Raw genomic sequence first — 23,839 nt, forward strand, 5'->3', positions numbered from 1 at the left:
CCGTAAAACCCTCTCCCCCTACTCCCTATTCCCTATTCCCTATTCCCTACTCCCTACTCCCTACTCCCTATTCCCTACTCCCTTAGATCCGGAAATGATACAAGAATGACAGAAGTTTTATCGGTATAGGTGCGTCAGTTCTGTTAGTGTATTTTTTATTGTTGAGTGTTAAAAAATTTGGGACTTAAGTATCTAAAAACGGGATTACTGGGACTAACGTTTACCTTCACAGTTGCTTACCGAGCTGGGAGTCAAACTGTGCCAGTACCGGACTCGACTACAGGCAACCCAGAGGAAACCCAGGGGAATCCGCCTCAGCCTACTCCAGAGAAATTACCAGAGTCCCCCCAGTCTGATCCTCCTGGTAATTCAGCAGCCCAGGAGTTGGATTTAAGTCCAGAGATAATCGAAGGCAGTCCAGTGCTACAGCGTTGGCTAGAGGAGGTGCCGGATGTTTGGCAGGATATTCGCAATCAACCCAGTTTTCGCACTCGCTTGCGGTTGGGTTACTCCCAGTTTCCCTCTAATGGACAAGCCGCAGGGGTGAATGTGGGAGTGGAAGATGTGTTTATTGGTAATTCTGGCTTGACGGTGAGTGGGGATTATCAGGCTTCGTTTAATGGTGAGCGAGAAACCTTTGGGGTAGATTTGCGGTATTATGTACTGCCCTTAGGGAGTTATTTTAATGTTGCCCCGATGGTGGGTTATCGCAATTTGGAAACTGATGGTTACTCTACCGATGGGGTAAATGTGGGAGCGCGGTTGCTATTGGTTTTGTCTCGGACTGGTGCCGCTGATATTTCCTTCACTCAAAGTTTTGTTTCTATTGGCAGTAGTGATGAGGTCGGGATAAGCAAGCTTTCCTTTGGTTATGCCCTTACTCCCAATTTGCGGCTTGCTACGGATATTGAGAAACAGAATTCTATCGAAAATAAGGATAGTCGGGTGGGGATTGGCTTGGAATGGATGCCCTGAGATGTTGAGAGGGTTAGGAGTAGAGTGGGCATCCTGCCCGCGCGAAAATAAGGAGGAAACGGGCAAGATGCCCATTCCACGGAGCTCACAGGGGTAGGTTTTTTATATTTGGTTCGGGAATCGGGAATCGGGAATTGGGAGTCGGCAGTCGGGAGTCGGGAGTCGGGAGTCGGGAGTCGGGAGTCGGGAATCGGGAATCGGGAATCGGGAATCGGGAGTCGGGAATCGGGAATCGGAAGTCTAGAGCGTTCGCGTAGCGTGGCCATTCCCGTAGCGTGGCCGTAGGCCAATCACATTTATCGAGCCCATCAAGCTAAGCCATTTAGGGATTTGATCTCAGCCATTTCGCTATAGGATTTACCTATAACATATCCAAATTGATCATGAAACCCAATGCTAATTTGTCATAACACCAAACAATCCTCGGATCTCTTTCCTACTATTCCCGATTCCCGATTCCCGATTCCCGATTCCCGATTCCCGATTCCCGATTCCCGATTCCCGATTCCCGATTCCCTCTGTTTCCCCACACTAAAGTAAAACTCTACCGATGAAAACCAGTAATGTAGTCAAGTCTGAGCTTCCCTCCTCAGCACAGCACCACAGACTTCCCAAGATTAATCTATTTACCATGTTCCGGCTTGGTCTATTCCAGATGGGATTAGGGATCTTGGCAGTGCTGACCCTAGGAGTGCTCAACCGAGTGATGATCGACGAGCTAGGTATTCCAGCCTCAATTACCGGGAGCCTTCTAGCCATTTCGCTGTTTATTGCCCCAGCCAGGGTATGGTTTGGTCAGCTCTCGGATACTAAACCCGTCTTTGGATATCACCGTACTGGTTACGTCTGGATGGGAAGCGGGTTATTTATGATTATCCTATCCTTAGCGGTACAAATCACCTGGCAATTGGGCAATCTCGTCGAAGGGGCTGGAAGTTGGACATGGTCAATTCCAGCCTATAGTTGGGTCGCTCTTGGGGCTCTAATTTTTGCTCTCTACGGTATGGCTGTGAGTATGAGTTCCACTACCTTTTTTACCTTATTAGTGGATATTTCTGATGAAGACAACCGTGGCAAATTAATCGGTATTATCTGGTCAATGATGACTGTAGGTATTGCCATTGGCGGCATCAGTAGCACAATTTTGCTGAAGGGATTAGATAATATTGATACATCCCTGGAAGTATTGCGGTCATCAATTACTGGGCTGTTTTTCTTCGTACCCTTAATGGTGTTCGGGCTAGCGGTATTAGCCACCTTTGGAATCGAGAAAAAATACTCGCGCTATTCTTCCCGTTCTATCCTAGCGAATCGCGAAGACCAGATTACCTTGGGCCAATCCCTAAAACTATTAACGGCTAGTCCCCAAACTGGCCTGTTTTTCACCTTTTTGGTGATCATGACCATCAGCCTATTTCTCCAGGAAGCAGTGCTAGAACCCTATGGGGGAGAGGTCTTTAATATGTCAATTCCTCAAACCTCTCTACTGAATAGCTACTGGGGGATTGGGATGTTGATGAGCTTGAGCGCAACTGGCTTTTTCCTAATTCCCAATTTAGGTAAGCGCAAAACCACTCAATTAGGCTGTTTAGCGGTATCTATCTGCTTTATCTTGATTATTATGTCAGGATTTACCGGAAATGCTCAGCTATTCCAGGGAACCTTACTCTTATTTGGTTTATCTACTGGTATCGCTACCACAGGGGCTCTCAGTTTGATGTTAGATCTAACCGCAGCAGAAGCAGCTGGCACCTTTGTGGGAGCATGGGGATTAGGGCAAGCTATGGCACGAGGCATAGCAGTAGCCAGCGGTGGTGTGATTCTTGATGTAGGTAGAGCAATTTTTACTACCCCAGTCTTGGCTTATGGTGTCGTGTTTGCTCTCCAATCCGCAGGGATGATAGTGGCAATTTGGTTCCTGGGTAAAGTGAATTTTAAGGAATTCCAGGATAATGCTCAACATGCGATCGCTGCTGTGATGGAAGGAGATTTGGATGGTTGAAGGTTAGGAGGTTAGGAGGTTGAAGGTTAGTAGGTTGAAGGTTATTAGGTCTATTGAATGCGATCGCTTTTAATAGCAGGCGTAGGGTGCGTTAGGGGTGGGCTGGCCATCATATTAAACCTCGTAGCAAGTGTTGGGAAAGCCCGCCCCGTAACGCACCAGAAGGTTATTCGCGTAGCGTGGCCAAAAGGCCAAGGTTATTAGGTCTGTTGAATGCGATCGCTTTTAATAGACCTGGCAGCGTTAGAAGTTTTATGCTGTTGTACTACCGCCAATTCTTATCACCTGTTGCTTGAGCTGAAGTTGGTGACTTGTAGAAGAGGTGTAGGATAGGTCAATAAAAAAAGTAAATTTTGCTGTGGCTACCGATATAGAGATGTAGGGTTACAGCAAAAGATACGATGAGTGATCAAAAAAAAGCAAATAGTAGCTTGGATTAGTAGCCTTGTCCCTTTATCTCCTCAAACGGAAGACCCCAGCACATCTTTAGGTGTTCCAAAACTTCTATCACCAGCAGATAAAAGTGTTTTCAATCACTACCCCCGGAGATGATATTAGTTAGAAATCAGAGAGTTTTGGTATTTCCCCGTTTGGGATAAGCCATTTAATGTGTTGCTTACCCACAGCGGAAACACTTTTTTTCTTGTCTTGGTTGCTACCTTTAGTCAACATATCTGGGTTGGCTCTCAGAAGCCCTGCTTGGAAAAACATCTCGTCTTCATTGATGCGTGTCAGGAGGCATATTTCCCCAATTGCTTCAGGAGGTATCATCCACGTTTTCCCAATTGTTGCTTTTGAATCAAATTCAATGTCAATCAAGTATAAATCTAATTTGGTTCCTCTTTCCCATCTAAACTCATGGCGCAGATAAGCTTCTACTTTTATTCCGAAAATCGTTTTCTCCGCTTTCTCTACTTCTGCAAGTCGAGTGCGCCCCATTCGTTCACCATCAATAACGTAATCCATCGCATCTCGAATTACTTTGCCATAGCGGGATTCAAAGTTTTTGATAGTATTAAGGGTGCTGAAGAGCTTTTCGAGTTTGGCGTCCAAATTGTTTAACCTTGATAAAGCTCATACAAGTGTAACGTGTAGTGTAAATTTAGGGTTAGTCCTTCACGGATGCGATTGACCGTAGGTCACGCTACGCGAACGCTCTTACCTGAACCCAATATCTGAACAATAACTGGAGGCAAAGGTGACACAACAGTTAACTGCTATTGAAATTTGTGCGGGTGCTGGGGGAATGGCATTGGGCTTAGAACAGGCTGGCTTTAAGCACCTGGTCGTGTTTGATAATGACAAGTATGCCCATGCAACGCTTCTGAAGAATCGTTCTGGCTGGAACCCCCAATTGTGTGATGTCCGCACCTTAGACTGCTCTTCCTATGAAAATGTAGACCTTTTTGCAGCAGGGGTTCCGTGCCCTCCCTTCTCGATTGCGGGGCAGCAAAAGGGGGGGAATGATGAGCGTGATTTATTTCCGGATGCCCTACGGTTAATTCATCAGGTACAACCCAAAGCTGTACTGTTGGAAAATGTGCGAGGCTTTTCCAGTAAGAAGTTTGCTGACTACCGAACGGCATTAAATTCTGAGTTTCGGAAGATGGGTATGATCATGCAGTGGCGGGTACTGAATGCATCGGATTATAGTGTGCCCCAACTCCGTCCTCGGTTTATTTTGGTTGCCCTCAGAAAAGAGTATGTCCCTTTTTTTGAATGGCCTGAACCTATTCCTGAACCTCCAACTGTCGCTAACACGATTGGAGATTTGATGGGTTCTGACGGTTGGCCTGGGGCAGAGGCATGGATGAGTAAAGCACAAGCGATCGCTCCCACATTAGTTGGTGGCTCCAAGAAGCATGGCGGGGCTGACCTTGGCCCGACACGAGCCAAGAAAAAGTGGGCAGAACTGGGAGTCGATGGTAAAGGCATTGCCAATTCTCCGCCCAGTTCCCAAACCCCGATTGATGCATTGCCCCGATTAACCCTGCGCATGGCGGCTCGGCTACAAAACTTTCCCGATGACTGGGAGTTTGTAGGAGGAAAAACTGCCCAGTATCGTCAAATTGGGAATGCACTTCCTCCAGCAGTCTCTCGCCATGTTGGACGGTCTATTGTGTGTGCTCTCAACAAAGTGGAAGTCAGTGCTACCAAACCCAAGCAATTGGAACTTTTCAGTGCCGATGTGGCTTGAATTTAGGTGTTGCTGGCTTGGTCAAAAGCAGACCGGAAAGAAGAATGTTAACAGAAAATCCTTAGGCTGGTTGATGGCTAGCACGGTTTTGCCTGAGATGCTGGCTGCTCTGGTTGAGGTGGAAGCCCGGATACTCAAAAATCATTAATCGTAGGGTGGGCAGTGGCTAGTAAAGCGATTCACCGTAGGTCACGCTACGCGAACGCAAACAAATGAATTGGTGTGATCCACTGCCCACCGACATGAACTAGTCAGTTGGTGGGCAGTAGGTAGTCAGGCGATGGCAAGCAACTGAATCGGTGTGATGCACTGCCCACCCTACATCTGTATGCACTATATGCTACAGTTCCGCTTAGGAAAGCTCGGGTTACCTGGCACCACTACCCCTCCTACGAGGAGTAGGACCATAATCATGACCATACCCAGGAGAATAAAAGACACCCTTCTCCGGAGGGTTTTCGCTAAATCGGCTGATTGGTTGCCCACAAGCATTATTCACGCCCACCAAAATACCTTCAGGTATAGTCCATTTGTTGTTGTTGTGGCACTCAATGACTACATAAGCTCCCCTAGCTATAAATAGTAAGTCACCAGGATAAAGCTTTTCACCTATCGATACAGCAATGAAAACGCTTTCAGAGAAGCGGAGGATCGTACCAAATCCCTGAGCTTTATCCACAGTTCCTACAGGTGATTCATTAGCAAGAACTTGATTCGTAAAACCTTGTGCAACGGTAATACCAACGATTGTCAAAGCAGCTACTATGTGTTTCATTTTTTATTGGGCAACTGTTTAGTTAAGCCAGTTTCTAAGCGCTGTCTAGCTTGGTCAATCCATTTGTCTTCATCTATATTATAACGGGAGGAATATCCAAGGCAATATCTCCAATTATTCATAATTATTGCAGTGTTATTGTCACCTGCTTCTTCTAATACCTGCGCTAGCAAACAGTAAGCTGGTGCCTTTTTATTATCTAAATTAATAGCGTCCTGGAGATGACGTTTTGCCTCAGCGTAGCGATTTTGTTTTAGCCGAGCCCACCCCAGGTTTTTCAGCAAATAGTATCTCACTTCATCATTCTCATTTAGGATTAGACCTGTTAGTAACAAAGAACTAGCTTGATAATATTTTTTGTTTAGAATATACATTCTACCTAAGTTATTATAAGCAGAATCAAAGTCATCTTGGACAGCAATTTTATATTGAGCGATAGCTTTTTCATTGTCTTGTATTTTTTCGTAAACTACTCCTAATTTATAATGAGGTTCAACGTAGTCAGGATTAAGGAGGAGTGCTCGTTTGTAGCTTGATATGGCGACAGATAATTGCGGAGTATCATTATCAAACGTGTATCGATCACCAAGATTTTTGTAAAAAATTGCAATCTCAGGTAACGACAAACGAAAGGTAACAGAAACTAGTAAAAGACTGAAGGCAATGCCACAACTTACTTCTTCCCACAAATATTTAGGAATATTCAAACGGGTAAGAGCACGTTTGATTGAATCCTGTCCAGCTTTTGTGAGAGCGCTTCTACCAGCCAATAGTGTCAGGACGCTCTGAGTAGCAGTAACAAAAGCCCCTAAGGTATCTGGTCCACCACTGAGAAAGCGTGAGGAAATGTCTACGGTTAAACTCAACGACGATGTTAGAAATACAACGGTCAGTATTTTCCATAGCCAGTCCAGATAATCCCATCGATGCTTTGGAGGTTTGAAGAACCACCACCAAGCTTCTACTTTAGGGTTCAAAATAGAATGCCATTCAGTTAGATCTACTACTGTGGTAATCTTATTAGTCTCTTTCTTTAATCGGTTATCTAGATCGTTAAGCTTAATCAAGCTTCCTATAGGAATATTTGATTGATTGCTTAATTCTGCTTGAACTGTATCACGAGCAGTCAAAACTTCTAGAACTGTTTCTTTTGATGGCGAGCGGGAGCATCCCACTTTGGAAGAAACATACCGCATTAAGCTGTATGATTGTGATTCTACCGCCCACATAAAAAGATATATTTGCCAAAATGGGATGCTCCCTGGCCAGCTAGTATCTTCAAGTTTAGTCAGTGCATCAGTGTAACCTTGAATAGCAGACTCTAACTTTGATATAGCAGAGTTAGTCTTAGGAGTTTCTCCTGGCATAAGCTGACTTGACATTTAATTGCCTCACATTACAACAACCTTTTCTAAAATTAAGCCATTGTCTGAGTGATGGGAATGTTTTCAACACAGCCAGGTATAAGCGCGATCGCACCAACAATCACATCAGTCTCTGATCTACCAGTTTGCTCAACCTAGTAGCTATTGAGTTATGGAAAAGGGTTGGAGGAATCCTAATGGCGATTTGAGGTTTAGTAATAGCATCAATCTAAAGTAGCTTTAAAATACCACTTGTATGACTAAGTGTTGCTATTGCTGTATTAATTCTTAACATTAGGGCAAATCTGCTCTGGAGGTATTTCTGCTCACCGACATCAGCTAGTGCTTTACAGAAAGCCCAGCAACGGTTGCGAAACCTTAGGCCAGAAGACATTTCCCAATCCTATCACGACCAGATAAAGCAACAAAAAGCTAGAGGGGCGCTTGTCGCCCCTCTAGCAGGATGGGTAGTGCGTAGTAAGGCTGTTGCCAGCAAATAAATCGGTGAGATGGACTGCCCACCCTAGATATTAAGGTTCTTCAGTACCTGCTATGCTAAATTTTCAGTTCAGAAACTCATAAAGGTTACTCTACAAGGGTTATGAGGCTCTTTAACTAACAAAATGTTCTGAATACGGCCTCTTTCTTCTGCTCCGTTCGCGTAGCGTGGCCTACGGCCTCAGTCCCTGCTCCCTTTGGCACAGTGTTTATTTAGCATAACAAGTACGGAAGAGCCGATATTAATAAGCAGGTGCATAAAATTAATTACACATTTTCTAAAACTCAAACCCTTGCAATATATGGGTTACATAGATTGATAGTAGGCAATTAATTTTGTTTAGGTGCTTAACTATTTTTTTTTATTATGTAATTTTTATCATCAAAAAAAATCCGGAATAAATAGATATATACAGAATGAATTATATAAATTAAATTATTTTTATTTTTAATTTGATAAAAAATATAATGTTTAGCCAAATAAAAGTATTACTAATAATAGAGCAATGTAATCCTGAGTGGCCGTCTGTACCTTTATTAGCTTACAAATACTTTGAAAAAATTAGCCAAATTGTTGATGTAACTCTTGTTACCCACGAACGAAATAAAGAAGCTCTTGAAAAGTCAAGGGAAAATACTCATAAAATAGTTTATTTTAGCGAGAGTAAATTCAGCAAATTGTATTATAGCTTTTTGGGAAAAATTACTACAATAAGGGGTAGAATAAATTGGCCTTTATTACATACATTAAGCTACCCTATTTACGAAGAATTTAATCACCTGGTTTATAAAAAATTCCGAAAACAAATACTGAATGGAGATTATGATGTGGTGCATGCACTAACTCCGATAATGCCAAGATATCCTGTTAAGGCAATCAAAGCATGTAAGCAAACTCCTTTCCTTCTCGGTCCAGTTAACGGTGGTGTTCCCTTTCCAGAAGGATTTCAAAAAATAGCAAAAAAAGAATATGCTCATTTAAATTTCTTGAGAGCTATTGGTCGATACTTCATACCAGGCTATGTGGCTACTTACAAGAAAGCAGACAAAATTTTAGCAGGATCTACCTATACTTTAAATATGTTAAAAGACCTGTTTAAAATTCCAGATGATAAGATCGAGCTTTTCTATGAGAATGGGATATCCCAGGATTTTTTAACACAAGTGAGTACCCGCAGTAATGGTAACAAGCTTCATTTACTATTTGTTGGGAGATTAGTTCCCTATAAGTGTCCTGATATCGTCATAGAAGCAATTAGTAAATTGGACAAAAGCATCAAAAATAAAATTCAACTAACAATAGTTGGCGATGGTTCAGAGAAAGACAATCTTCTGAACAGAGTGCAAGAACTTGGTTTAGAAAAAGTAGTAAATTTGGTGGGTTGGGTTACCCAGCAGGAAACACTTGAGTATTACCGTAAGTCCGATATTTTTTGCTTCCCCTCTATCAGGGAGTTTGGTGGAGCAGTGGTTTTAGAGGCGATGGCTTGTGGGCTACCTTGTATTGTGGCAAATAATGGCGGTATTGGTGAATATGTAACTGAGGAAACGGGTTTTAAAATCGAACCTATTTCGAGAGAATATCTGACGAAAGAACTAACCAATAAAATCCAAGTACTGGCTACAGATGAAGAACTACGAAAAAAAATGTCAGCTAAATCTATCGAAAGAGTTCAAGAATTTGAATGGAGCAACAAAGCCAAACAAATTGTTAATGTTTACCATCAAATGATTAGCAAAAAATTATCTGATCGCTAAAAAAAGGGTAAGAATTACGGTAGGGGGTATTGACAAAAAGTCTGTTGGGTGGACTCATTTTTGTAAAAAAGAAGGGAAGTATGGAGCCTCACAAGTGTAGGTTTTTTACAAAGGGGAAAGTAAGGAGTCATCGATCAGGTATAGAGTAGATCAAGCAGCAACTGTGTATGAGTGTTGAGGGATGAACTACAATCGACATTTAAAATAATGGAAGGGTAGTGCTACACAACTAGTGATTTTACACATCAAGTTCGGGAGAGCCCGTTTTCTCAAATTCAGCCATTGTCTGAGTGATGGGAATGTTTTCAGCACAGCCAGGTATAAGCGCGATCGCATCAACAATGACATCAGTCTCTGATCTACCAGTTTGCTCAACTTAGCAGCTATTGAGTTCTGGGAGAAGAGTTGGAGGAATTTTAATGGCGATTTGAGGTTGACTCACAGGATAAATCTCAAATCGCCATATACCACTTGTATGACTAAGTGTTGCTATTGCTGTATTAATTCTTAACATTATGGTTAATCCCGTATGGAGGTGTTTCTGCTACACCTGATCCTGTAGCAATCTGTGTGGGAATTGTGAGAATTGTTGTTCCCTGTTCCCTGTTCCCTGTTCCCTGTTCCCTGTTCCCTGTTCCCTGTTCCCTGTTCCCTACTCCCTACTCCCTACTCCCTACTCCCTTTCCAAAAAAGACTTGACAAACCTACCTAGTAGTAGGTAGCCTAAAGTCATGAAACAGAAAACTGCTCAACAAATCCTAGACGTAGCTCAATCCATGGTGCGCAACCGAGGCTACAGCGCCTTTAGTTACGCGGACATTTCCAAAGAAATAGGTATCCGTAAGGCTAGTATCCATTACCATTTTCCATCTAAGGATGATTTGGTAAAGGAATTAGTTAAACGATACCAAAAAAACTTCACACGAAAATGTCTTGAGATTGAGCAACAGGAAAACACACCCCAAGCACAATTGAGAGAGTTTGTGAATCTCTATCGAGATGGTTTGCAAGACAATAAAATTTGTTTGTGTGGAATGTTGACAGCAGATTTGAGTGTTTTAAATTCCGAAATCCAAGCAGAGATCAGAAGTTTCTTTTCTGTCACTGAATCTTGGGTAGCCAGACTATTGCACCGTGGCTGTGAAACCCAGGCTTGGCAGTGTAGCCAATCGTTGGAAGTAGAAGCAAAAATGCTACTTTCCATGTTACAAGGAGCGCAATTATTAGCCCGGGTAGCGGAAGATAGTAGTGCTGCTTTTGATCAGATTACTGGTGCATGTCTGAAAGAGAAGCTATCAGCGGTCAGCGATTAGCTTAAGCGCTACGCGCACGCTACGCGAACAGCTATCAGCGGTCAGCGATCAGCTTAAGCGCTACGCGCACGCTACGCGAACAGCGGTCAGTGGTCAGCGGTCAGCTATCAGCTAATGGGCTATGGGTCACAGGCTAGAAGCCTGTTCCACACTACTTGAGGTGCTGATGCGAAAGTCACAGGCTAGAAGCCTGTTCCACACTACTTGAGAATAAAATAAGCTGACAGCTGACCGCTGACGGCTGACGGCTGACAGCTGATAAAGGAATAATTTTTTTTATTCAATTATCTACCTTCTAGTAGGTAATTGAATTCTAACTATCAATCAATTAAGGAGATAATCATGACACAAGAATTTGCGGGACAAAAAATCATTGTTGTTGGTGGCACAAGTGGTATGGGTAAAGCGGTTGCTCAATTAATTCTTCAGCAGGGTGGTGCTGCGGTTTTAATTGGCTCACGTCAGCCTAAACTGGAAGAAGCAGTAACGGAACTTAGTCAATATGGAACGGTAGTGGGTGAGTTAGCAAATATCTCCGATCCACAGATGAGGAATGCTTTAATTAATCGTTTAATACTAAGTTGCGGTCAAAGGTACAACTTTCTCTTCCGCCAATCTCCCAATCTCCCCATCTCCCCATCTCCCCATCTCCCCATCTCCCCATGAGTGGCGGCATAAATACAGTGAGATGCACCCCAAAAGTTTATCAAAAAATTGATAATTACTTTATAAAAAATAAAAGGTAAAAAAACGATAATATAGCGGCTATTTAAGAGCATATTTGAACATTAATTAACTCTACTAATAAGGTTTATAGCTTTATATTATTTCCAATAACACGCTACATTTATTATTCAAAATCTGATAGCTGATCGCTTACAAAAAAAATTTATAAAATCTCTTGACAAACAAAAATATAATAATTATGATTATAATCTACAAACCCATGGAATTTGTTAATCATGTTTACAGACTTTGTTCCGAATCCTGACAATAATCCAGAGTATCTAATTCCGGGGAATACTACTCAATTTGTTTTCGGGAATAAAGAACCGGTTGAGCACAGGTTAAAGGGCTCCCGTAAGGCAGTAATGAATACCATCTATTCCCTGTATACCCAGGGCTACGCACAACTTTATGAGTGGACTCCTCTTGAGCCGAGTGGCATTCCTGGAGAAGTGATTAGTACTTTGACGAGGTACCTAATTCTGGATTAAGATTTTAAGCAGCTGGGGGGTTTCCCCCCTAGCTAAAAGACCAGGTCTAATCACGTAAGATCATGATCAGACTGGTCATGGAACAAAGTCATATAACATAAGTAGTGAAATCAACTTACTGTGGATTTCAGCCAGCCGTGGAAATTATTTCTACGGCTATTTTTTTTATGGTTAGCAGAAGGTTAGGAGGTTGTTCGCGTAGCGTGGCCGAAAGGCCAAGGTTAGAAGGTTGAAGGTTAGCAGCTTTAAAGTTATCAAGTTGAAGGTTAGCAGGTTGAAGGTTAGCAGCTTTAAAGTTATCAAGTTGAAGGTTAGCAGCTTTAAAGTTATCAAGTTGTTCGTCTTTGGCGTTCGGTGAAGGGTAGGTTTACTGTTAAAGGTGATCAAGTTGAAGCGCCTTAGCGTGTAGGTTGGGTTGAGGTACGAAACCCAACATTTGCACTAGCTTGGTTGGGTTTAATTAATTACAAAGCGTCAGCGTGTAGGTTGGGTTGAGATACGAAACCCAACATTTGCATTAGCTTGGTTGGGTTTAATTAATTAAAAAGCGTTAGTAGTCAGGGGCGAAATTTTAAGAAGGTGGGTTACGGTGCGGATAAAAACTGATTGGTCATTGCTCAAAATCCTGGCCCCACCTAACCCACCCTACGAACTTAATAAACATCTCCCCATCTCCCCATCTCCCCATCTCCCCACCCTCCCCACACTCCTATTACTTCACTCCAGACTGTACCCGCCACAGCATGGCATAAATTCCCTGTTGCTCTAACAACTCTTCATGTCGTCCTTGTTCTACTAATTTGCCTTGCTCGATTACATAAATACAATCGGCATTGCGGACTGTGGACAACCGATGAGCGATCGCAATGGTTGTGCGATTTTGGGTAATCTTTTCTAGGGAGCGCTGAATGGCGGCTTCGGTTTCATTATCAACAGCGGAGGTGGCTTCATCTAGAATCAAGATTGGGGGGTCTTTCAATAGTGCTCGTGCGATCGCAATTCGTTGCTGTTGTCCTCCAGATAGTTTCTGACCCCGCTCTCCCACAATGGTGTCATAGCCTTGGGGCAGCTGCATGATAAATTCATGGGCTTCTGCGGTCTTAGCGGCAGCAACTATTTCCTCGGTGGTGGCATCAAAAGTGCCGTAGGTGATATTCTCTTCTACGGTGCCGTGGAATAAAAATACATCCTGGCTAACTAGACCAATAGCATGGCGTAAGTCTTTGAGCTTCAGCTGTCTGATGTCAATCCCATCAAGGGTTATCGAACCTGCTTGGATTTCGTATAGTCTTAATAACAGTTTCACTAAGGTACTTTTACCAGACCCTGTGGAACCTACTATCGCGATAGTCTTGGTGGCGGGAATGTGGAGGCAGAGATTTTCAACCACAGGGGGGCGATTACGGTAGGCAAATGTCACATTATTTAATACCAATTCACCTTTAACCTCAGACCTAGGCAATGGTGTATCCCCAGAGTGCATGGCAATCGGGGTATCCAGCAGATTCATTACCCTAGTGGTGGATGCCATGGCTCGTTGATACTGATCGAGGGTGTTACCCAGTCGAGTTAATGGCCACAGCAAGCGCTGAGTCATGAAAACTAAGACACTGTAGGTACCTACTGCTAGTTCCCCGGCGGCTGCGGACTTACCACCGTAGAGCAGAATTCCGGTAAACCCAAATAGGATTAACATCCGAATCAAAGGGACAAAGGCAGCAGAAAATGCGATCGCTTTCTGGTTACTGTGCTGATACCCTAGACTTTGTGCCTCTATCCGCTTTGCTTCATAGTCTTCCGCTGTAAAGCTTTTAATGGTAGTAATCCCAGTTAGATTATTTGCTAACTGTCCATTGAGTAACCCTACCTTTTCCCGCACCTCTGCATAACGGGGAGCAAGCAGACCTTGAAAGGTAATCGAACCCCAGAGGATAAAGGGGATAGGGATCAGAGTTATCCAAGCTACATTGGGAGCAACGATAAAGAAGCCCGCACTGATAGTAATAATGCTTGTGGCTATCTGGAGAATTTCGTTGGCACCAATATCGAGAAAGCGTTCTAGTTGGTTGATATCATCACTCAGGATAGACATCAATCCCCCTGTACTACTATCTTCAAAATACGCTAGTTCCAACAATTGCAGATGAGAGTAAGCATCTAGGCGCAATTCGTGTTGAATGGTTTGAGCCAGATTCCGCCATAATCGTTGGTAAGTATATTGAAAGACCGATTCCAATCCCCAGACAATCAAGCTCAGGAATGCCAGCAATACCAGTTGGCTAAAGATATCCGTTACTCCTAGATGGGCTATCAAGGAATCTTGTTGTTTGACCACCACATCCACTGCCATCCCAATCAAGACCGGAGGGGCTAAGTCAAAGATTTTGTTGAGGATTGAGCATGCGATCGCTTTCCCGATTAGGGAACGATGGGGCTGAGCGTAACCAATCAGCCGCTGCAGGGGAGAGTTGGAATGCTTACGCTTATTTGGTTTTGACTTTAACCTTGAATTTCGTTTTGACTTTGACCTTGAATTCAACACAGTAATTAACCCTGACTGATCAGGCGGAATGGATTATTCTAGCAATTATTATACCCATGAGGTACAAATCTCTGGGTTTTAGGGAGCAGGGAGCAGGGAGCAGGGAGCAGTTAATAGTTAAGAGGTAAGAGGTAAGATGGAAAAAATAATGTGTACCTCATAGCTATGAGAAACGCTATAAGTCCAGAGAGCAAATCAATGGTTGATTATTATACCGTATAGCACTGCGTGTAATATAGCGCTACGCGCAAGTCAGAAGTCAGAAGTTAGAAGTCAGAAGTAAGCTATGACTAAGTTTGCTGAGTTTAGGAATGTCAAACATCTTAATGCGTAGTGCTATATAGTGTTTGTATTGTAGTTTTGAACATATTCTCTACTCCCTACTCCCTGCTCCCTACTCCCTAAAAACCAGTACCAAAGTACCTCACCGATTGTATTATTTCTATATAATATCGCTCAACCAAATTCATCAATAAACTAACCCTTGAATACTCCTAGCCACGCCATTATTAACCTTGCTGTTTTGAATCACCAGACTCAACTTCAGGCAGCTTTACCCATTACAATTGGTGCTATCTTACCCGATTTACCAATTTTTATCCTTTATATCTGGGCAAAATTGATTCGTCGTCAATCAGAGTACCAGATTTGGTCACAAACCTACGAATTGCCCTTTTGGCAAAACCTTGTTGCTACCTTTCATTCCCTTCCCCTAGCCCTGTGTGGAGTGATTATCAGCCATTACTGGGGATGGCAACTTTGGGAAATTCTATGTTGGAGTATGATACTGCACTCTTTACTAGATTTACCAGTTCACAACGATGATGCTCACCGGCACTTTTTTCCTGTTAGTAACTATCGTTTTATTAGTCCTTTCTCTTATTGGGATCCCAAGCATCATGGTTATACCGTATCCACAGTGGAAAAATTGTTGGTGTTAGTAGCAACAATTGTTACTTTCGGTATGATTGAATCTTGGATAGGTAAAAGCTTACTAATTGTTGTGAATGTGTTATATTTTACTACGTTTCTCTACTTTAGAGTGATTCGACCAAAATTATCAATTGGGCATGAATGAAGGAATTTGATTGTTTAGGTTACTTGGTCGATTTGTGGGATAATCGTTATTGTTCCTTGGCCTAGAGTGACACAAGAGGGTTAACTTTATATTATACAATATAACTGCATAGCAGCTTACCAGATTTGGCTTGACTTCTATATATGTAATGAGTCGATCAGCCAAGCTCCAACAAACAGCCACTGGCTTTTTGGAAGACTGGAAGCCACCGCAGATGCCCGCAAAAATAACTTTGGCAAGAGGTTTATTGTCTACCTAAAAGTTGAATCAAGTGAAATTATATAGTGTTGAAGTACCTTTGGATATCCTAACCAAAGAGCATAGAAAGAAGATAACCGGAGATTTGGGACGCTATAATGCAGTTGCCGATATCTTAGAAAAGACAACAGAGCAAAAGAAAGCTTTCCTAGAAAGATGTAGGGGTTTATTCTTTCAGAATCTGCATGACGAGCAACTTAGAAAAGATGTCAGACTAGGGAACATAACTCTTGATATTGCTTGGTTGGTAGTTATGTGCTTTTCTGAGCAAAACAATAATGGAAAACCTGGTTTCCCCCTCTATGAATTCACAAAAGTATCTGTTGCGAATAATACAGACAATTTCAAATTATCTTCAATTGCAGGTATGTTTTCAACATATATGCATGATTACGATAGAAGTAATATAGAGCATGCCGGAAATGATCAACAAGATAAGTATAGTCTATCTTTAGATATGTGGAAGATTCTCTTTGAACCACATCAAATCAATGACGGTCTCCCTTTGTTTGATAATTTACCGGTTTTTGTTTTCCCGAGAAGCCTATCAACAAACTCAGAAACAACTGTTTATATGAATAAACTTGGTTTTCAGGAAAAAAATTATACTATAAATGGAGAAGAGATTCGCTGCTTTTATGAAGATGGTAATAATCCTCTAGAAAATCCTCTTCTTAAATCAGCTATTTTATCAACAGGTTTAGTTCTAGTTGAGATCACAAGGTCTGATTTATACAAAGGATCTAAATATATCGGAGAATTTAATCGTCAAAAATTTTCAAAAGAGGTAAAATTCCAACAGGAAATAACAGTGTTAAAATGGCTTCATTCAAACAAAAGTTTAGAAGTTAATAGCATTAATTGACACCTTTTAGCGACTGATTATTTGCTTACTTCCACTAAAGTTTAACCCGAAGTATGGTAGAGTGCAGAAGTGTTGAAGGTTTAAAATCTTCAACACTTCTGGGGTTTACCCTGCCTTTTGAGAACCCTTGCCTAACCTAGCGAGATAAATTCCAGCAATAACGCCAAGGAAGGAAACCATATTGAGTGGCGTCAATTTTTCAGCGAAGATAATCCAAGCGAATAAAGCTGTAATCAGTGGATCGAGTAAGAGGCATACACTGACAAAGCTAGAGGAAAAATGCTTAAAGCTGTATGTTAAAAGGCCATGTCCAAAAACCTGTACAACAATGCCTAAAGCAACCACAGAAAACCATGCTGATTGTGTCAAGGGGAAGAGGTGTCTTCCATGATTAAAGTAAATCCCAAAGCTAAGATCGCTCTTAAGAAGCAGCTCCATAGCAAGATTGTGCTGACTGAGTATTTATTGCACAAGGATTCACGAGCTAAAAATGCACCAGCACAAAAAACAGAAGAGAGTAGTGCCAGCATATCTCCAGTAAAGTTGCTAGGGGCAATAAACCAGTCCTCAAACTCAATACAACTAGAAGCGAATAGTGCAATGCCTAGACCAACTAGAAAGCGGTTGTCAAATTGCTGCTTCAGAAGCAACCAAGCACCGAGGGTTGAAAAGATAGGAGTCATGTTATGCAACAAATTGGCATTGGCTACACTAGTCTGAGTTAGTGAAATAGCCCACAGAGATACGCATATAAAAGTCATTAAATTCTATCCCGAACAAGATTACATCGTTAATAGTAAGGTGCCCTGATGATTTACACTCTTGTTCAGGTTTCCCAGGGAATACAAGCTTTTGGCTTTCCCATAAGCTAAAGGTAACTGCAGCAATCCAATATCGGTTAAATATAGTTGCGCCAGGTCCAAGATCAAACTCAGCCAATTTTGTTAGAATCGCAGCAAATGAAAGGAGAAAAGTTGCCATTAGCAATGCCAATAAAGGCATAAATGAAGCTTTTTTGGCAAGGGGAAAAATTTGGTGGTTAATTAATTGATGCATTTATATACCATTTTCCAATAGATCATCAAAATCAATGCCGCATTGCTGCTTTATCATAACACCAAAAATCGGATATATTGACTACTGTTGCGAAGTTACTTTGTTCTATAAATCCTATGTTTACATATCAAATAAAAAGGCTATATCTCTTTTACTTTATTGATAGTATTATTGAGCATTATTCATTAGTCAGCAAGTTGATTTGAATAGGATTTTGACTATAATCTACATGATATAGCCTTGAGATTCCTAAAGATAATTAGGCTGAGTAATAGTCCAGTTTATGTAGGGTGGCCAGTGCTTTAGACAGATAATATCAGCAAGTCAATCCTGTTGCTAGGCACTGCCCACCATTGTGATTAATGCACAGGATTAATCACAATGGTGACAGATAATAGTCAAGTTTATGTAGGGTGGCCAGTGCTTTAAACAGATAATATCAGCAAGTCAATCCTGTTGCTAGGCACTGCCCACCATTGTGATTAATGCTGTTTTTTTGATAAAAATCAGCTCAAATCCGCTCGAATTAACGATTAACTCCCAAAGTAGAAAAATTATTGGTGCTAGTAGCAACAATTGTTACTTTCTCTATGATTGACTCTTGGATAGGTAAAAGCTTACTAATTGTTGTGAATGTGTTGTACCTGATAGCATTTTTATATTTAGTGAAGTCCAAAGTTCTAGGTTTTAGGGAGCAGGGAGTAGGGAGTAGGGAGTAGGGAGTAGGGAGTAGGAATGTCTTATCCTCAATTAATCTATACCAGTTGTGTTGATCATCACATCGTAAAAAATGGAACTATCCATCAATTAGTAGTTAATCTACCAAAAAAATATATCCCACATTCCTCACGAAGTGAAGAATGTGGGTTCAGATTCAAACGGTAAGCAATAGCCTACCCTAGGAAATCAAAATTCCACTAATGCCTAGTGCCTAATGCCTAGTGCTTAGTAACCGATGTACAACTTGCCAGTCTTCTTGTCGATTACAAGAGTTTCTAAATCTGCACCAGCAGGAGCAGTAGAAGCATCAGGAAGCTCAGTGATATGAATGGTAATTGGATTATTTGAAGTAGAGTGGATTTTCAGAGGGCGATTCTTAGTATCGATATTATTGATATTGTCGTATGCTCCTACAATCATGTACCTTGCAGTATCTCCATGTACACCAAAGTCAACACGTGGTCCTGTACCTGTAGCTCCAGACTCAGAGAATCCTGCATAAGCATTGGCTGGGGATGCAGCACCAACCAAGGTAAAACATACCAACAATAACGAAATCACAAGATATGCAAACTTTTTCATGATGATTTTATCAATTTTTAATTTTTTTTATGGGGTACCTAACAGTAATTATTACCAATTCGGCTTAGCCGAAAACTATATTTTGGGATATATCCAGAAATAGTTTTCGGAGTATTTCGATGCCAACACTGGTTAGATAATTAACCGCCAAAAGCATAGTAAACCATCAAAGCCTAGAGAGTATGTCAAGTTAACATAAATTAACTATTGGTTCATTAAACTTGAAAATTTAGTTGATGTAGGGTGGGCAGTGCTAGAAACAGATAACATAACCAAGTCAATCCCGTTGCTAGGCACTGCCCACCAACGGGTTTATATTTATTGAAGATGTAGGGTGGGCAGTGCTAGAAACAGATAACATAACCAAGTCAATCCCGTTGCTAGGCACTGCCCACCAACGGGATGAATGATGTTTTGTTGATAAAAATTAGCTCAATTCCGCTCGAATCGTTTCCACCCGTTTCCGATTAACTCCCAAATCGGATTTTCCTAAACGGGAGGCGGAGCGAACATGGATTACCTTAGCACTGTCATCGAGCAAAAACTCTACATCATCCACAAATCCCATTAAACCGCTAGTGAATTGTGCGTAGAGATAGTTGTCTGTTTCTTCAATAATTTGTGTTCGTTCTAGGTTTTGGATCACAGTTTTAAGCTTAGCAATTGCTTCGGTAGGGGTTGAGTTGTAAGCTAAAGGCTCAATACCATGCTCGGCATCTTGGCTATAGCTGCTGACACAGTTAGGGGTATTTGGGCAAGGTGCTAATTGCCCTGAAGACTGAATCCCAATATTGGTAGGTTGTTTTCCTGGAAATTTCATCAACGATTCTCCTGAAAGGGCAAAGGTAGCTCCTATGGCAACAATAGCGACTAATACTAAAGATATCAATACTATTAGTATTAGTCTCAACGGTGATAGTTTTTGGGTTTGTACAGTCATAAAGCGTTTGTATCTGGGTTGTAAACACAATTGCTAAAAAAGGCAATAGGCAAAAGGCAATAGGCAAAAGGCAATATCGGAAAGAGATCTGGAGTTTTATTGGACAATAAAAAAAGACCTCCTAGGTTTACATCTCAAATACAAACACTATAGTGTATTAGTCTGTCTGTATTATTAATATCATATTTGGTTGAGTAATTATCAAAAAATTGGGGTTAGCATCTCATTTTTGCCGTTTGGGTGGTGCGTTACGGGACGGATTGTCCTAACACTGGCTACCAAGAAGATCAGGGCTTTCCCGTCCCTAACGCACCCTACGAACATTTACAAAAGAGATGCACCCAACGGAAGTTCAAGACGTCTCCATCGTTTCTGGGTCGAATTCCCCTTGCAACATCGCAATCAGACATCGTCCAATGTGGTAAGCTAAATTGACAGGGACGGCATTACCGATTTGTCTGTACTGTGATGATAGAGAACCGGTAAATTCCCAATCATCAGGGAAGCTCTGAATACGTGCATATTCCCTAACTGTCAAGGGTCGTGTTTGTTCAGGATGACAGCGCTCGGTCTGTTTTTGAGCTGGGTTACAGGTGAGAGTAAGGGAAGGTTCTTCCCAAGAAAGCCGCCTAGCCATACCGGTTTTGCCGCCACCGAGATAGAAACTCTTTTTCATATACTCTTTTTGAAGCTCTATTGGTAAGTTCCGCCAATAACCTCCTGGTGGTATTAATTCCATAATTTCTCTCTTGCGGGGAGGGTATTTTGCTCCTATAGATTTCGGGCAATCTTTGAGCACCTCCCTCAGGGAAATAGTGTAGTCCTTCTCCTTAGGAAATATTGCTTTTAGGTCTAAGTCTCTTCTAACCGCAATGATAATTATCCTCTCCCGCTTTTGGGCGACATCTAGAAACTGCGCTCTGAGCAAGTTATAGGTAGGGTTGTAGCCTAAATCCTCTAAGGTTCGCAGCATGGTGGATAAGGTTCTGCCTTGGTCATGGTGGATCAGACCTCTAACGTTTTCAACCAGTGCTATTTTAGGCTGTACTTCTTTGACACACCGTGCAAACTCAAAAAAGAGCGTCCCTCTAGTATCGTCAAAACCTTTACCCAGACCGGCATAGCTGAAAGCTTGGCAGGGCACCCCACCAGCCACAATCTCTACGTTGTCCTTGTATTTGTCTTTGTATTTCCCAAAGTAGTAGTTTTCTGGACGTTGCTGAATTGAAGTATGAATGGGCGATCGTCTGGTTTTGGTCAAGCCCCCTAAATCCCCCAACTTTGGGGGACTTTGAAAGTTTTGTCCCCCCCAGAATTGGGGGGCTAGGGGGGCGGAATCATACCCAGAATCAGCAACGCCGTTTTCTGATACTACTTCCGTCAATTCTTGTCCACTGTTCCCTGTTCCCTGTTCCCTGTTCCCTACTTCTGAAAGAAGTCTAGTAAAATCAACATTGGCTATATCCTCAAGTATGATTTTCCAGGAAGGTCTATTCAGCTTCAGAGTGTTTACGCAGTCTTTATCAATCTCCACCAACAGCTTGGTGGTTAAGCCAGCATTCTCAAAACCCAGTGCCATACCTCCACACCCAGCAAATAACTCAATAACTCTGAAGCTAGTGGGTTTGCTCTTGAGAACACGAAATTCAACCCCAGTAGCTAGCCCTAGATACTTCCTTTGAATTCGTTTTAACTCTTCTATGTCAAAAAAACGGTAGTTTTGTTCAGACCGCTTTGCCCTCAGCAGCTTTTTCTTTTCCCACCGGCGTATGGTGTCGGAGGAAACACCTAAAATTTCAGCAGCTTCCTGAACTGTGACTAGGTCTTGACCAGTGCCCGATTTAGTGTTTGCCATTTTGATTTGAAGGGAGTAGGGAGTAGGGAGTAGGGAGTAGGGAATCGGGAATCGGGAATCGGGAGTCGGGAATCGGGAGTCGGGAATAGAGGGAGTAGGGAGTAGGGAGTAGGGAGTAGAGAAAGTGTGGGAAGTGTGGGAAGTGTGGGGAGAGGGAATCTGTCAGGAAATTATAAAATTGCTATTAGATATTGCCCCAGTACAACACTACTTTATAATAGGGAATATTTAACGGTTAAATTCGGATCTTAAATAATAAAGTGAATTATTTTTAGTTATTTGTTTGCTTCAAATACACTTTAATTTTTGTTTATTACAATCTAAATTATAACTCATTATTCCTGACTCGAAGCTCGTCAATTTTAGGATAGTTGGTTATGTCAAAATCAGGTTAGGTAAGTCCTGTTAGATTCAATTAATTACAGCGGTTTTCATATTAATGGAGTACACACACGGATTTTTGGCCTGCTCCCTGCTCCCTACTCCCTACTCCCTACTCCCTGTTCCCAGATCCGCTGTTCCCTATTCCCTCTGCTATAGCATCAAACAAAAACCATTTGAGGAGCCAGCAATACTCCAGAGGTTGAGGAAATAACCTTACCAATACCCAAAAAACTGCCATCTTCGTGGTACACTTGCACAGGACTTGTGGAGGTTTCAAGGGTAGAGACTTTAACTAGAGTATCATCCCCAGAGATACGCTGTCCTAAACACCAGCGACGGGCTTGATCAGCGGACAAGGTGACAGAGGGTAAGTGCCCCAAAGCTACACTAGGGGACACTGGCTGGAATAGGCTTTGTTCGAGCTGTTGGGTCAATTCTTCTAATGTCAGACTATCGGCTAAATCAAAACCACTGCTGCGAGTACGAGTCAGAGCGGCCAGCACACCACCGGTTTCGAGAGCATCTCCTAAATCCCGGGCAATGGAGCGAATATAGGTACCGGGACCACATGCGATCGCTAAATCAATTTCCGGAAATTCCCCCCCACGCCAATCCAAAACCTCGATCGTCTCAACCTCTACAGTTCGTTCTGGTACCTCTACCACTTCACCAGCTCTGGCTAAATCATACAGCCGTTTACCCTTGATCTGAATAGCGCTATACATTGGTGGCACTTGCTGAATCTTGCCCTCGAACTGTTTCAAGAAACCCTTGACCAACTCCAGAGTCAACCCGGCTGCAGACTGAGTAGCAATTACCTCTCCTTCCAAATCATCAGTAGTTGTCCTCACTCCCAGTCTCACCGTAGCCTTGTAGGCTTTATCCTGCTGCATATACTGCAACAGTCGGGTTGCCTTACCCAGAGCTATCGGTAAAACCCCCGTAGCAGCTGGGTCAAGGGTTCCTCCATGTCCTACTCGTTTCAGCCGTAGCAGACGCCGCACTTTAGCAACGCAATCGTGGGATGTCCAACCTGCTGGTTTGTTTAAGTTTAGAAATCCTTGCACAATACTCAGATTTTGCACCAAGTTGAAAATTTATGTGTAAAGGTAGGGAATCGGGAATCGGGAATCGGGAATCGGGAATCGGGAATCGGGAATCGGGAATCGGGAATCGGGAATCGGGAATCGGGAATCGGGAATCGGGAATCGGGAATCGGGAATCGGGAATCGGGAATCGGGAATAGTAATAAGATTTGATTCTCTGTTGATGCACTAGCTCATGGGAAGCAGGGCTGTTTCATTCTCGTAAAACATAGATAGGGCTAATTTTACCCATCTCCCCATCTCCCCATCTCCCCATCTCCCCATCTCCCCATCTCCCCATCTCCCCATCTCCCCATCTCCCCACACCTCCCACACTTCCCACGCTTCCCTCTCTTTCCCTACTCCCTACTCCCT

General features: G+C 42.4%; 28 protein-coding genes. 13 read left to right on the forward strand and 15 right to left on the reverse strand.

Translation table 11 applies throughout. The features are described 5' to 3' along the window. Nucleotides 1–165 precede the first annotated feature (165 nt). Entirely contained in the window at nucleotides 166–975 is an 810-nt protein-coding gene (locus tag F6K51_RS08810; RefSeq protein ID WP_293019647.1) for a hypothetical protein, read from the forward strand. Here the strand turns inward: F6K51_RS08810 and F6K51_RS08815 are convergent. Beyond that, nucleotides 870–1,265 (reverse strand): hypothetical protein, encoded by a 396-nt coding sequence (locus F6K51_RS08815; protein ID WP_293019649.1) that lies wholly within the window; start codon nucleotides 1,263–1,265, stop codon nucleotides 870–872. The genes F6K51_RS08810 and F6K51_RS08815 overlap by 106 nt on opposite strands. A gap of 103 nt (nucleotides 1,266–1,368) precedes the next feature. On the opposite strand from F6K51_RS08815, the gene F6K51_RS08820 reads away from it, so the two are divergent. Together F6K51_RS08820 and F6K51_RS08825 are read left to right on the forward strand one after the other, a co-directional pair. Beyond that, entirely contained in the window at nucleotides 1,369–1,515 is a 147-nt protein-coding gene (locus F6K51_RS08820; RefSeq protein ID WP_293019651.1) for a hypothetical protein, read from the forward strand. Nucleotides 1,516–1,525: 10 nt separating this feature from the next. Next, a complete protein-coding gene (locus tag F6K51_RS08825) occupies nucleotides 1,526–2,977 on the forward strand; it encodes a BCD family MFS transporter (protein WP_293019653.1) in 1,452 nt (483 codons plus the stop codon). A 558-nt stretch (nucleotides 2,978–3,535) separates the two neighbouring features. On the opposite strand, the gene F6K51_RS08830 is transcribed toward F6K51_RS08825, so the two are convergent. After that, entirely contained in the window at nucleotides 3,536–4,030 is a 495-nt protein-coding gene (locus tag F6K51_RS08830; RefSeq protein ID WP_293019655.1) for a NaeI family type II restriction endonuclease, read from the reverse strand. 145 nt (nucleotides 4,031–4,175) lie between these two features. Here F6K51_RS08830 and F6K51_RS08835 point away from each other — a divergent pair, with 145 nt between their 5' ends. Then, entirely contained in the window at nucleotides 4,176–5,174 is a 999-nt protein-coding gene (locus tag F6K51_RS08835) for a DNA cytosine methyltransferase (RefSeq protein WP_293019657.1), read from the forward strand. Further along, nucleotides 5,158–5,322, forward strand: a complete 165-nt coding sequence (locus tag F6K51_RS08840; RefSeq protein WP_293019659.1) for a hypothetical protein — start codon at nucleotides 5,158–5,160, stop codon at nucleotides 5,320–5,322. Before F6K51_RS08835 ends, F6K51_RS08840 begins: the two co-directional genes overlap by 17 nt. 219 nt (nucleotides 5,323–5,541) lie before the next feature. On the opposite strand, the gene F6K51_RS08845 is transcribed toward F6K51_RS08840, so the two are convergent. After that, nucleotides 5,542–5,949, reverse strand: coding sequence for a hypothetical protein (locus F6K51_RS08845; protein ID WP_293019661.1), 408 nt, complete (start codon nucleotides 5,947–5,949; stop codon nucleotides 5,542–5,544). Then, nucleotides 5,946–7,316, reverse strand: a complete 1,371-nt coding sequence (locus F6K51_RS08850; RefSeq protein WP_293019663.1) for a tetratricopeptide repeat protein — start codon at nucleotides 7,314–7,316, stop codon at nucleotides 5,946–5,948. Before F6K51_RS08850 ends, F6K51_RS08845 begins: the two co-directional genes overlap by 4 nt. 963 nt (nucleotides 7,317–8,279) lie before the next feature. On the opposite strand from F6K51_RS08850, the gene F6K51_RS08855 reads away from it, so the two are divergent. The 4 genes from F6K51_RS08855 (at nucleotide 8,280) to F6K51_RS08870 (ending at nucleotide 12,099) form a co-directional block, all read left to right on the forward strand. Then, nucleotides 8,280–9,569: a glycosyltransferase family 4 protein gene (locus F6K51_RS08855; protein ID WP_365939924.1), complete on the forward strand. Its 1,290-nt coding sequence runs from the start codon at nucleotides 8,280–8,282 to the stop codon at nucleotides 9,567–9,569. 731 nt (nucleotides 9,570–10,300) lie between these two features. Then, nucleotides 10,301–10,882 carry a TetR/AcrR family transcriptional regulator gene (locus F6K51_RS08860; protein ID WP_293019665.1) on the forward strand — a complete coding sequence of 194 codons (582 nt, stop codon included), beginning with the start codon at nucleotides 10,301–10,303 and terminating at the stop codon, nucleotides 10,880–10,882. Nucleotides 10,883–11,224: 342 nt separating this feature from the next. Then, nucleotides 11,225–11,548, forward strand: coding sequence for an SDR family NAD(P)-dependent oxidoreductase (locus F6K51_RS08865; RefSeq protein ID WP_293019666.1), 324 nt, complete (start codon nucleotides 11,225–11,227; stop codon nucleotides 11,546–11,548). Between the two features lie 296 nt (nucleotides 11,549–11,844). Then, complete coding sequence (locus tag F6K51_RS08870; protein ID WP_293019667.1) at nucleotides 11,845–12,099, forward strand: hypothetical protein; 255 nt, start codon at nucleotides 11,845–11,847, stop codon at nucleotides 12,097–12,099. A gap of 171 nt (nucleotides 12,100–12,270) precedes the next feature. On the opposite strand, the gene F6K51_RS08875 is transcribed toward F6K51_RS08870, so the two are convergent. Together F6K51_RS08875 and F6K51_RS08880 are read right to left on the reverse strand one after the other, a co-directional pair. Beyond that, a complete protein-coding gene (locus tag F6K51_RS08875) occupies nucleotides 12,271–12,432 on the reverse strand; it encodes a hypothetical protein (protein WP_293019668.1) in 162 nt (53 codons plus the stop codon). Between the two features lie 379 nt (nucleotides 12,433–12,811). After that, nucleotides 12,812–14,560: an ABC transporter ATP-binding protein gene (locus tag F6K51_RS08880; RefSeq protein WP_293019766.1), complete on the reverse strand. Its 1,749-nt coding sequence runs from the start codon at nucleotides 14,558–14,560 to the stop codon at nucleotides 12,812–12,814. A gap of 428 nt (nucleotides 14,561–14,988) precedes the next feature. Between F6K51_RS08880 and F6K51_RS08885 the strand changes: the two genes are divergently transcribed. From F6K51_RS08885 to F6K51_RS08895, 3 genes are all read left to right on the forward strand, one after another. Beyond that, entirely contained in the window at nucleotides 14,989–15,117 is a 129-nt protein-coding gene (locus tag F6K51_RS08885; RefSeq protein WP_293019670.1) for a hypothetical protein, read from the forward strand. A gap of 8 nt (nucleotides 15,118–15,125) precedes the next feature. Further along, nucleotides 15,126–15,719 (forward strand): hypothetical protein, encoded by a 594-nt coding sequence (locus F6K51_RS08890; protein ID WP_293019671.1) that lies wholly within the window; start codon nucleotides 15,126–15,128, stop codon nucleotides 15,717–15,719. A 262-nt stretch (nucleotides 15,720–15,981) separates the two neighbouring features. Then, a complete protein-coding gene (locus F6K51_RS08895; RefSeq protein WP_293019672.1) occupies nucleotides 15,982–16,842 on the forward strand; it encodes a hypothetical protein in 861 nt (286 codons plus the stop codon). A 105-nt stretch (nucleotides 16,843–16,947) separates the two neighbouring features. Here the strand turns inward: F6K51_RS08895 and F6K51_RS08900 are convergent, their stop codons facing one another. The 6 genes from F6K51_RS08900 to dcm form a co-directional block, all read right to left on the reverse strand. Beyond that, nucleotides 16,948–17,211: a DMT family transporter gene (locus F6K51_RS08900; protein ID WP_293019673.1), complete on the reverse strand. Its 264-nt coding sequence runs from the start codon at nucleotides 17,209–17,211 to the stop codon at nucleotides 16,948–16,950. Then, on the reverse strand, nucleotides 17,208–17,603 hold the full coding sequence (locus F6K51_RS08905) for an EamA family transporter (RefSeq protein ID WP_293019675.1): 396 nt from the start codon (nucleotides 17,601–17,603) through the stop codon (nucleotides 17,208–17,210). The genes F6K51_RS08900 and F6K51_RS08905 overlap by 4 nt, the downstream gene beginning before the upstream one ends. Next, nucleotides 17,554–17,898: a hypothetical protein gene (locus tag F6K51_RS08910; protein ID WP_293019676.1), complete on the reverse strand. Its 345-nt coding sequence runs from the start codon at nucleotides 17,896–17,898 to the stop codon at nucleotides 17,554–17,556. The genes F6K51_RS08905 and F6K51_RS08910 overlap by 50 nt, the downstream gene beginning before the upstream one ends. 945 nt (nucleotides 17,899–18,843) lie before the next feature. After that, the gene (locus F6K51_RS08915; RefSeq protein ID WP_293019678.1) at nucleotides 18,844–19,179 is read right to left on the reverse strand and encodes a hypothetical protein; all 336 of its coding nucleotides are present in this window, start codon (nucleotides 19,177–19,179) and stop codon (nucleotides 18,844–18,846) included. A gap of 448 nt (nucleotides 19,180–19,627) precedes the next feature. Further along, nucleotides 19,628–20,089 (reverse strand): DUF1499 domain-containing protein, encoded by a 462-nt coding sequence (locus F6K51_RS08920; RefSeq protein ID WP_364304082.1) that lies wholly within the window; start codon nucleotides 20,087–20,089, stop codon nucleotides 19,628–19,630. Between the two features lie 403 nt (nucleotides 20,090–20,492). After that, nucleotides 20,493–21,995, reverse strand: a complete 1,503-nt coding sequence (gene dcm / locus F6K51_RS08925; RefSeq protein WP_293019682.1) for a DNA (cytosine-5-)-methyltransferase — start codon at nucleotides 21,993–21,995, stop codon at nucleotides 20,493–20,495. A gap of 439 nt (nucleotides 21,996–22,434) precedes the next feature. Between dcm and F6K51_RS08930 the strand changes: the two genes are divergently transcribed. Then, the gene (locus F6K51_RS08930; RefSeq protein ID WP_293019683.1) at nucleotides 22,435–22,590 is read left to right on the forward strand and encodes a hypothetical protein; all 156 of its coding nucleotides are present in this window, start codon (nucleotides 22,435–22,437) and stop codon (nucleotides 22,588–22,590) included. Here F6K51_RS08930 and truB read toward each other — a convergent pair. The 3 genes from truB to F6K51_RS08945 are packed head-to-tail and all read right to left on the reverse strand — an operon-like array spanning nucleotide 22,538 to nucleotide 23,807. Continuing rightward, on the reverse strand, nucleotides 22,538–23,446 hold the full coding sequence (truB, locus tag F6K51_RS08935) for a tRNA pseudouridine(55) synthase TruB (protein ID WP_293019685.1): 909 nt from the start codon (nucleotides 23,444–23,446) through the stop codon (nucleotides 22,538–22,540). The two genes, F6K51_RS08930 and truB, sit on opposite strands and share 53 nt — an antisense overlap. Next, nucleotides 23,385–23,654 carry a hypothetical protein gene (locus F6K51_RS08940; RefSeq protein ID WP_293019687.1) on the reverse strand — a complete coding sequence of 90 codons (270 nt, stop codon included), beginning with the start codon at nucleotides 23,652–23,654 and terminating at the stop codon, nucleotides 23,385–23,387. Before F6K51_RS08940 ends, truB begins: the two co-directional genes overlap by 62 nt. 24 nt (nucleotides 23,655–23,678) lie before the next feature. Beyond that, complete coding sequence (locus F6K51_RS08945; RefSeq protein WP_293019689.1) at nucleotides 23,679–23,807, reverse strand: hypothetical protein; 129 nt, start codon at nucleotides 23,805–23,807, stop codon at nucleotides 23,679–23,681. Between the last annotated feature and the right edge of the window lie 32 nt (nucleotides 23,808–23,839).

This window comes from Moorena sp. SIO3I8, assembly GCF_010692325.1.
Classification (GTDB): domain Bacteria; phylum Cyanobacteriota; class Cyanobacteriia; order Cyanobacteriales; family Coleofasciculaceae; genus Moorena.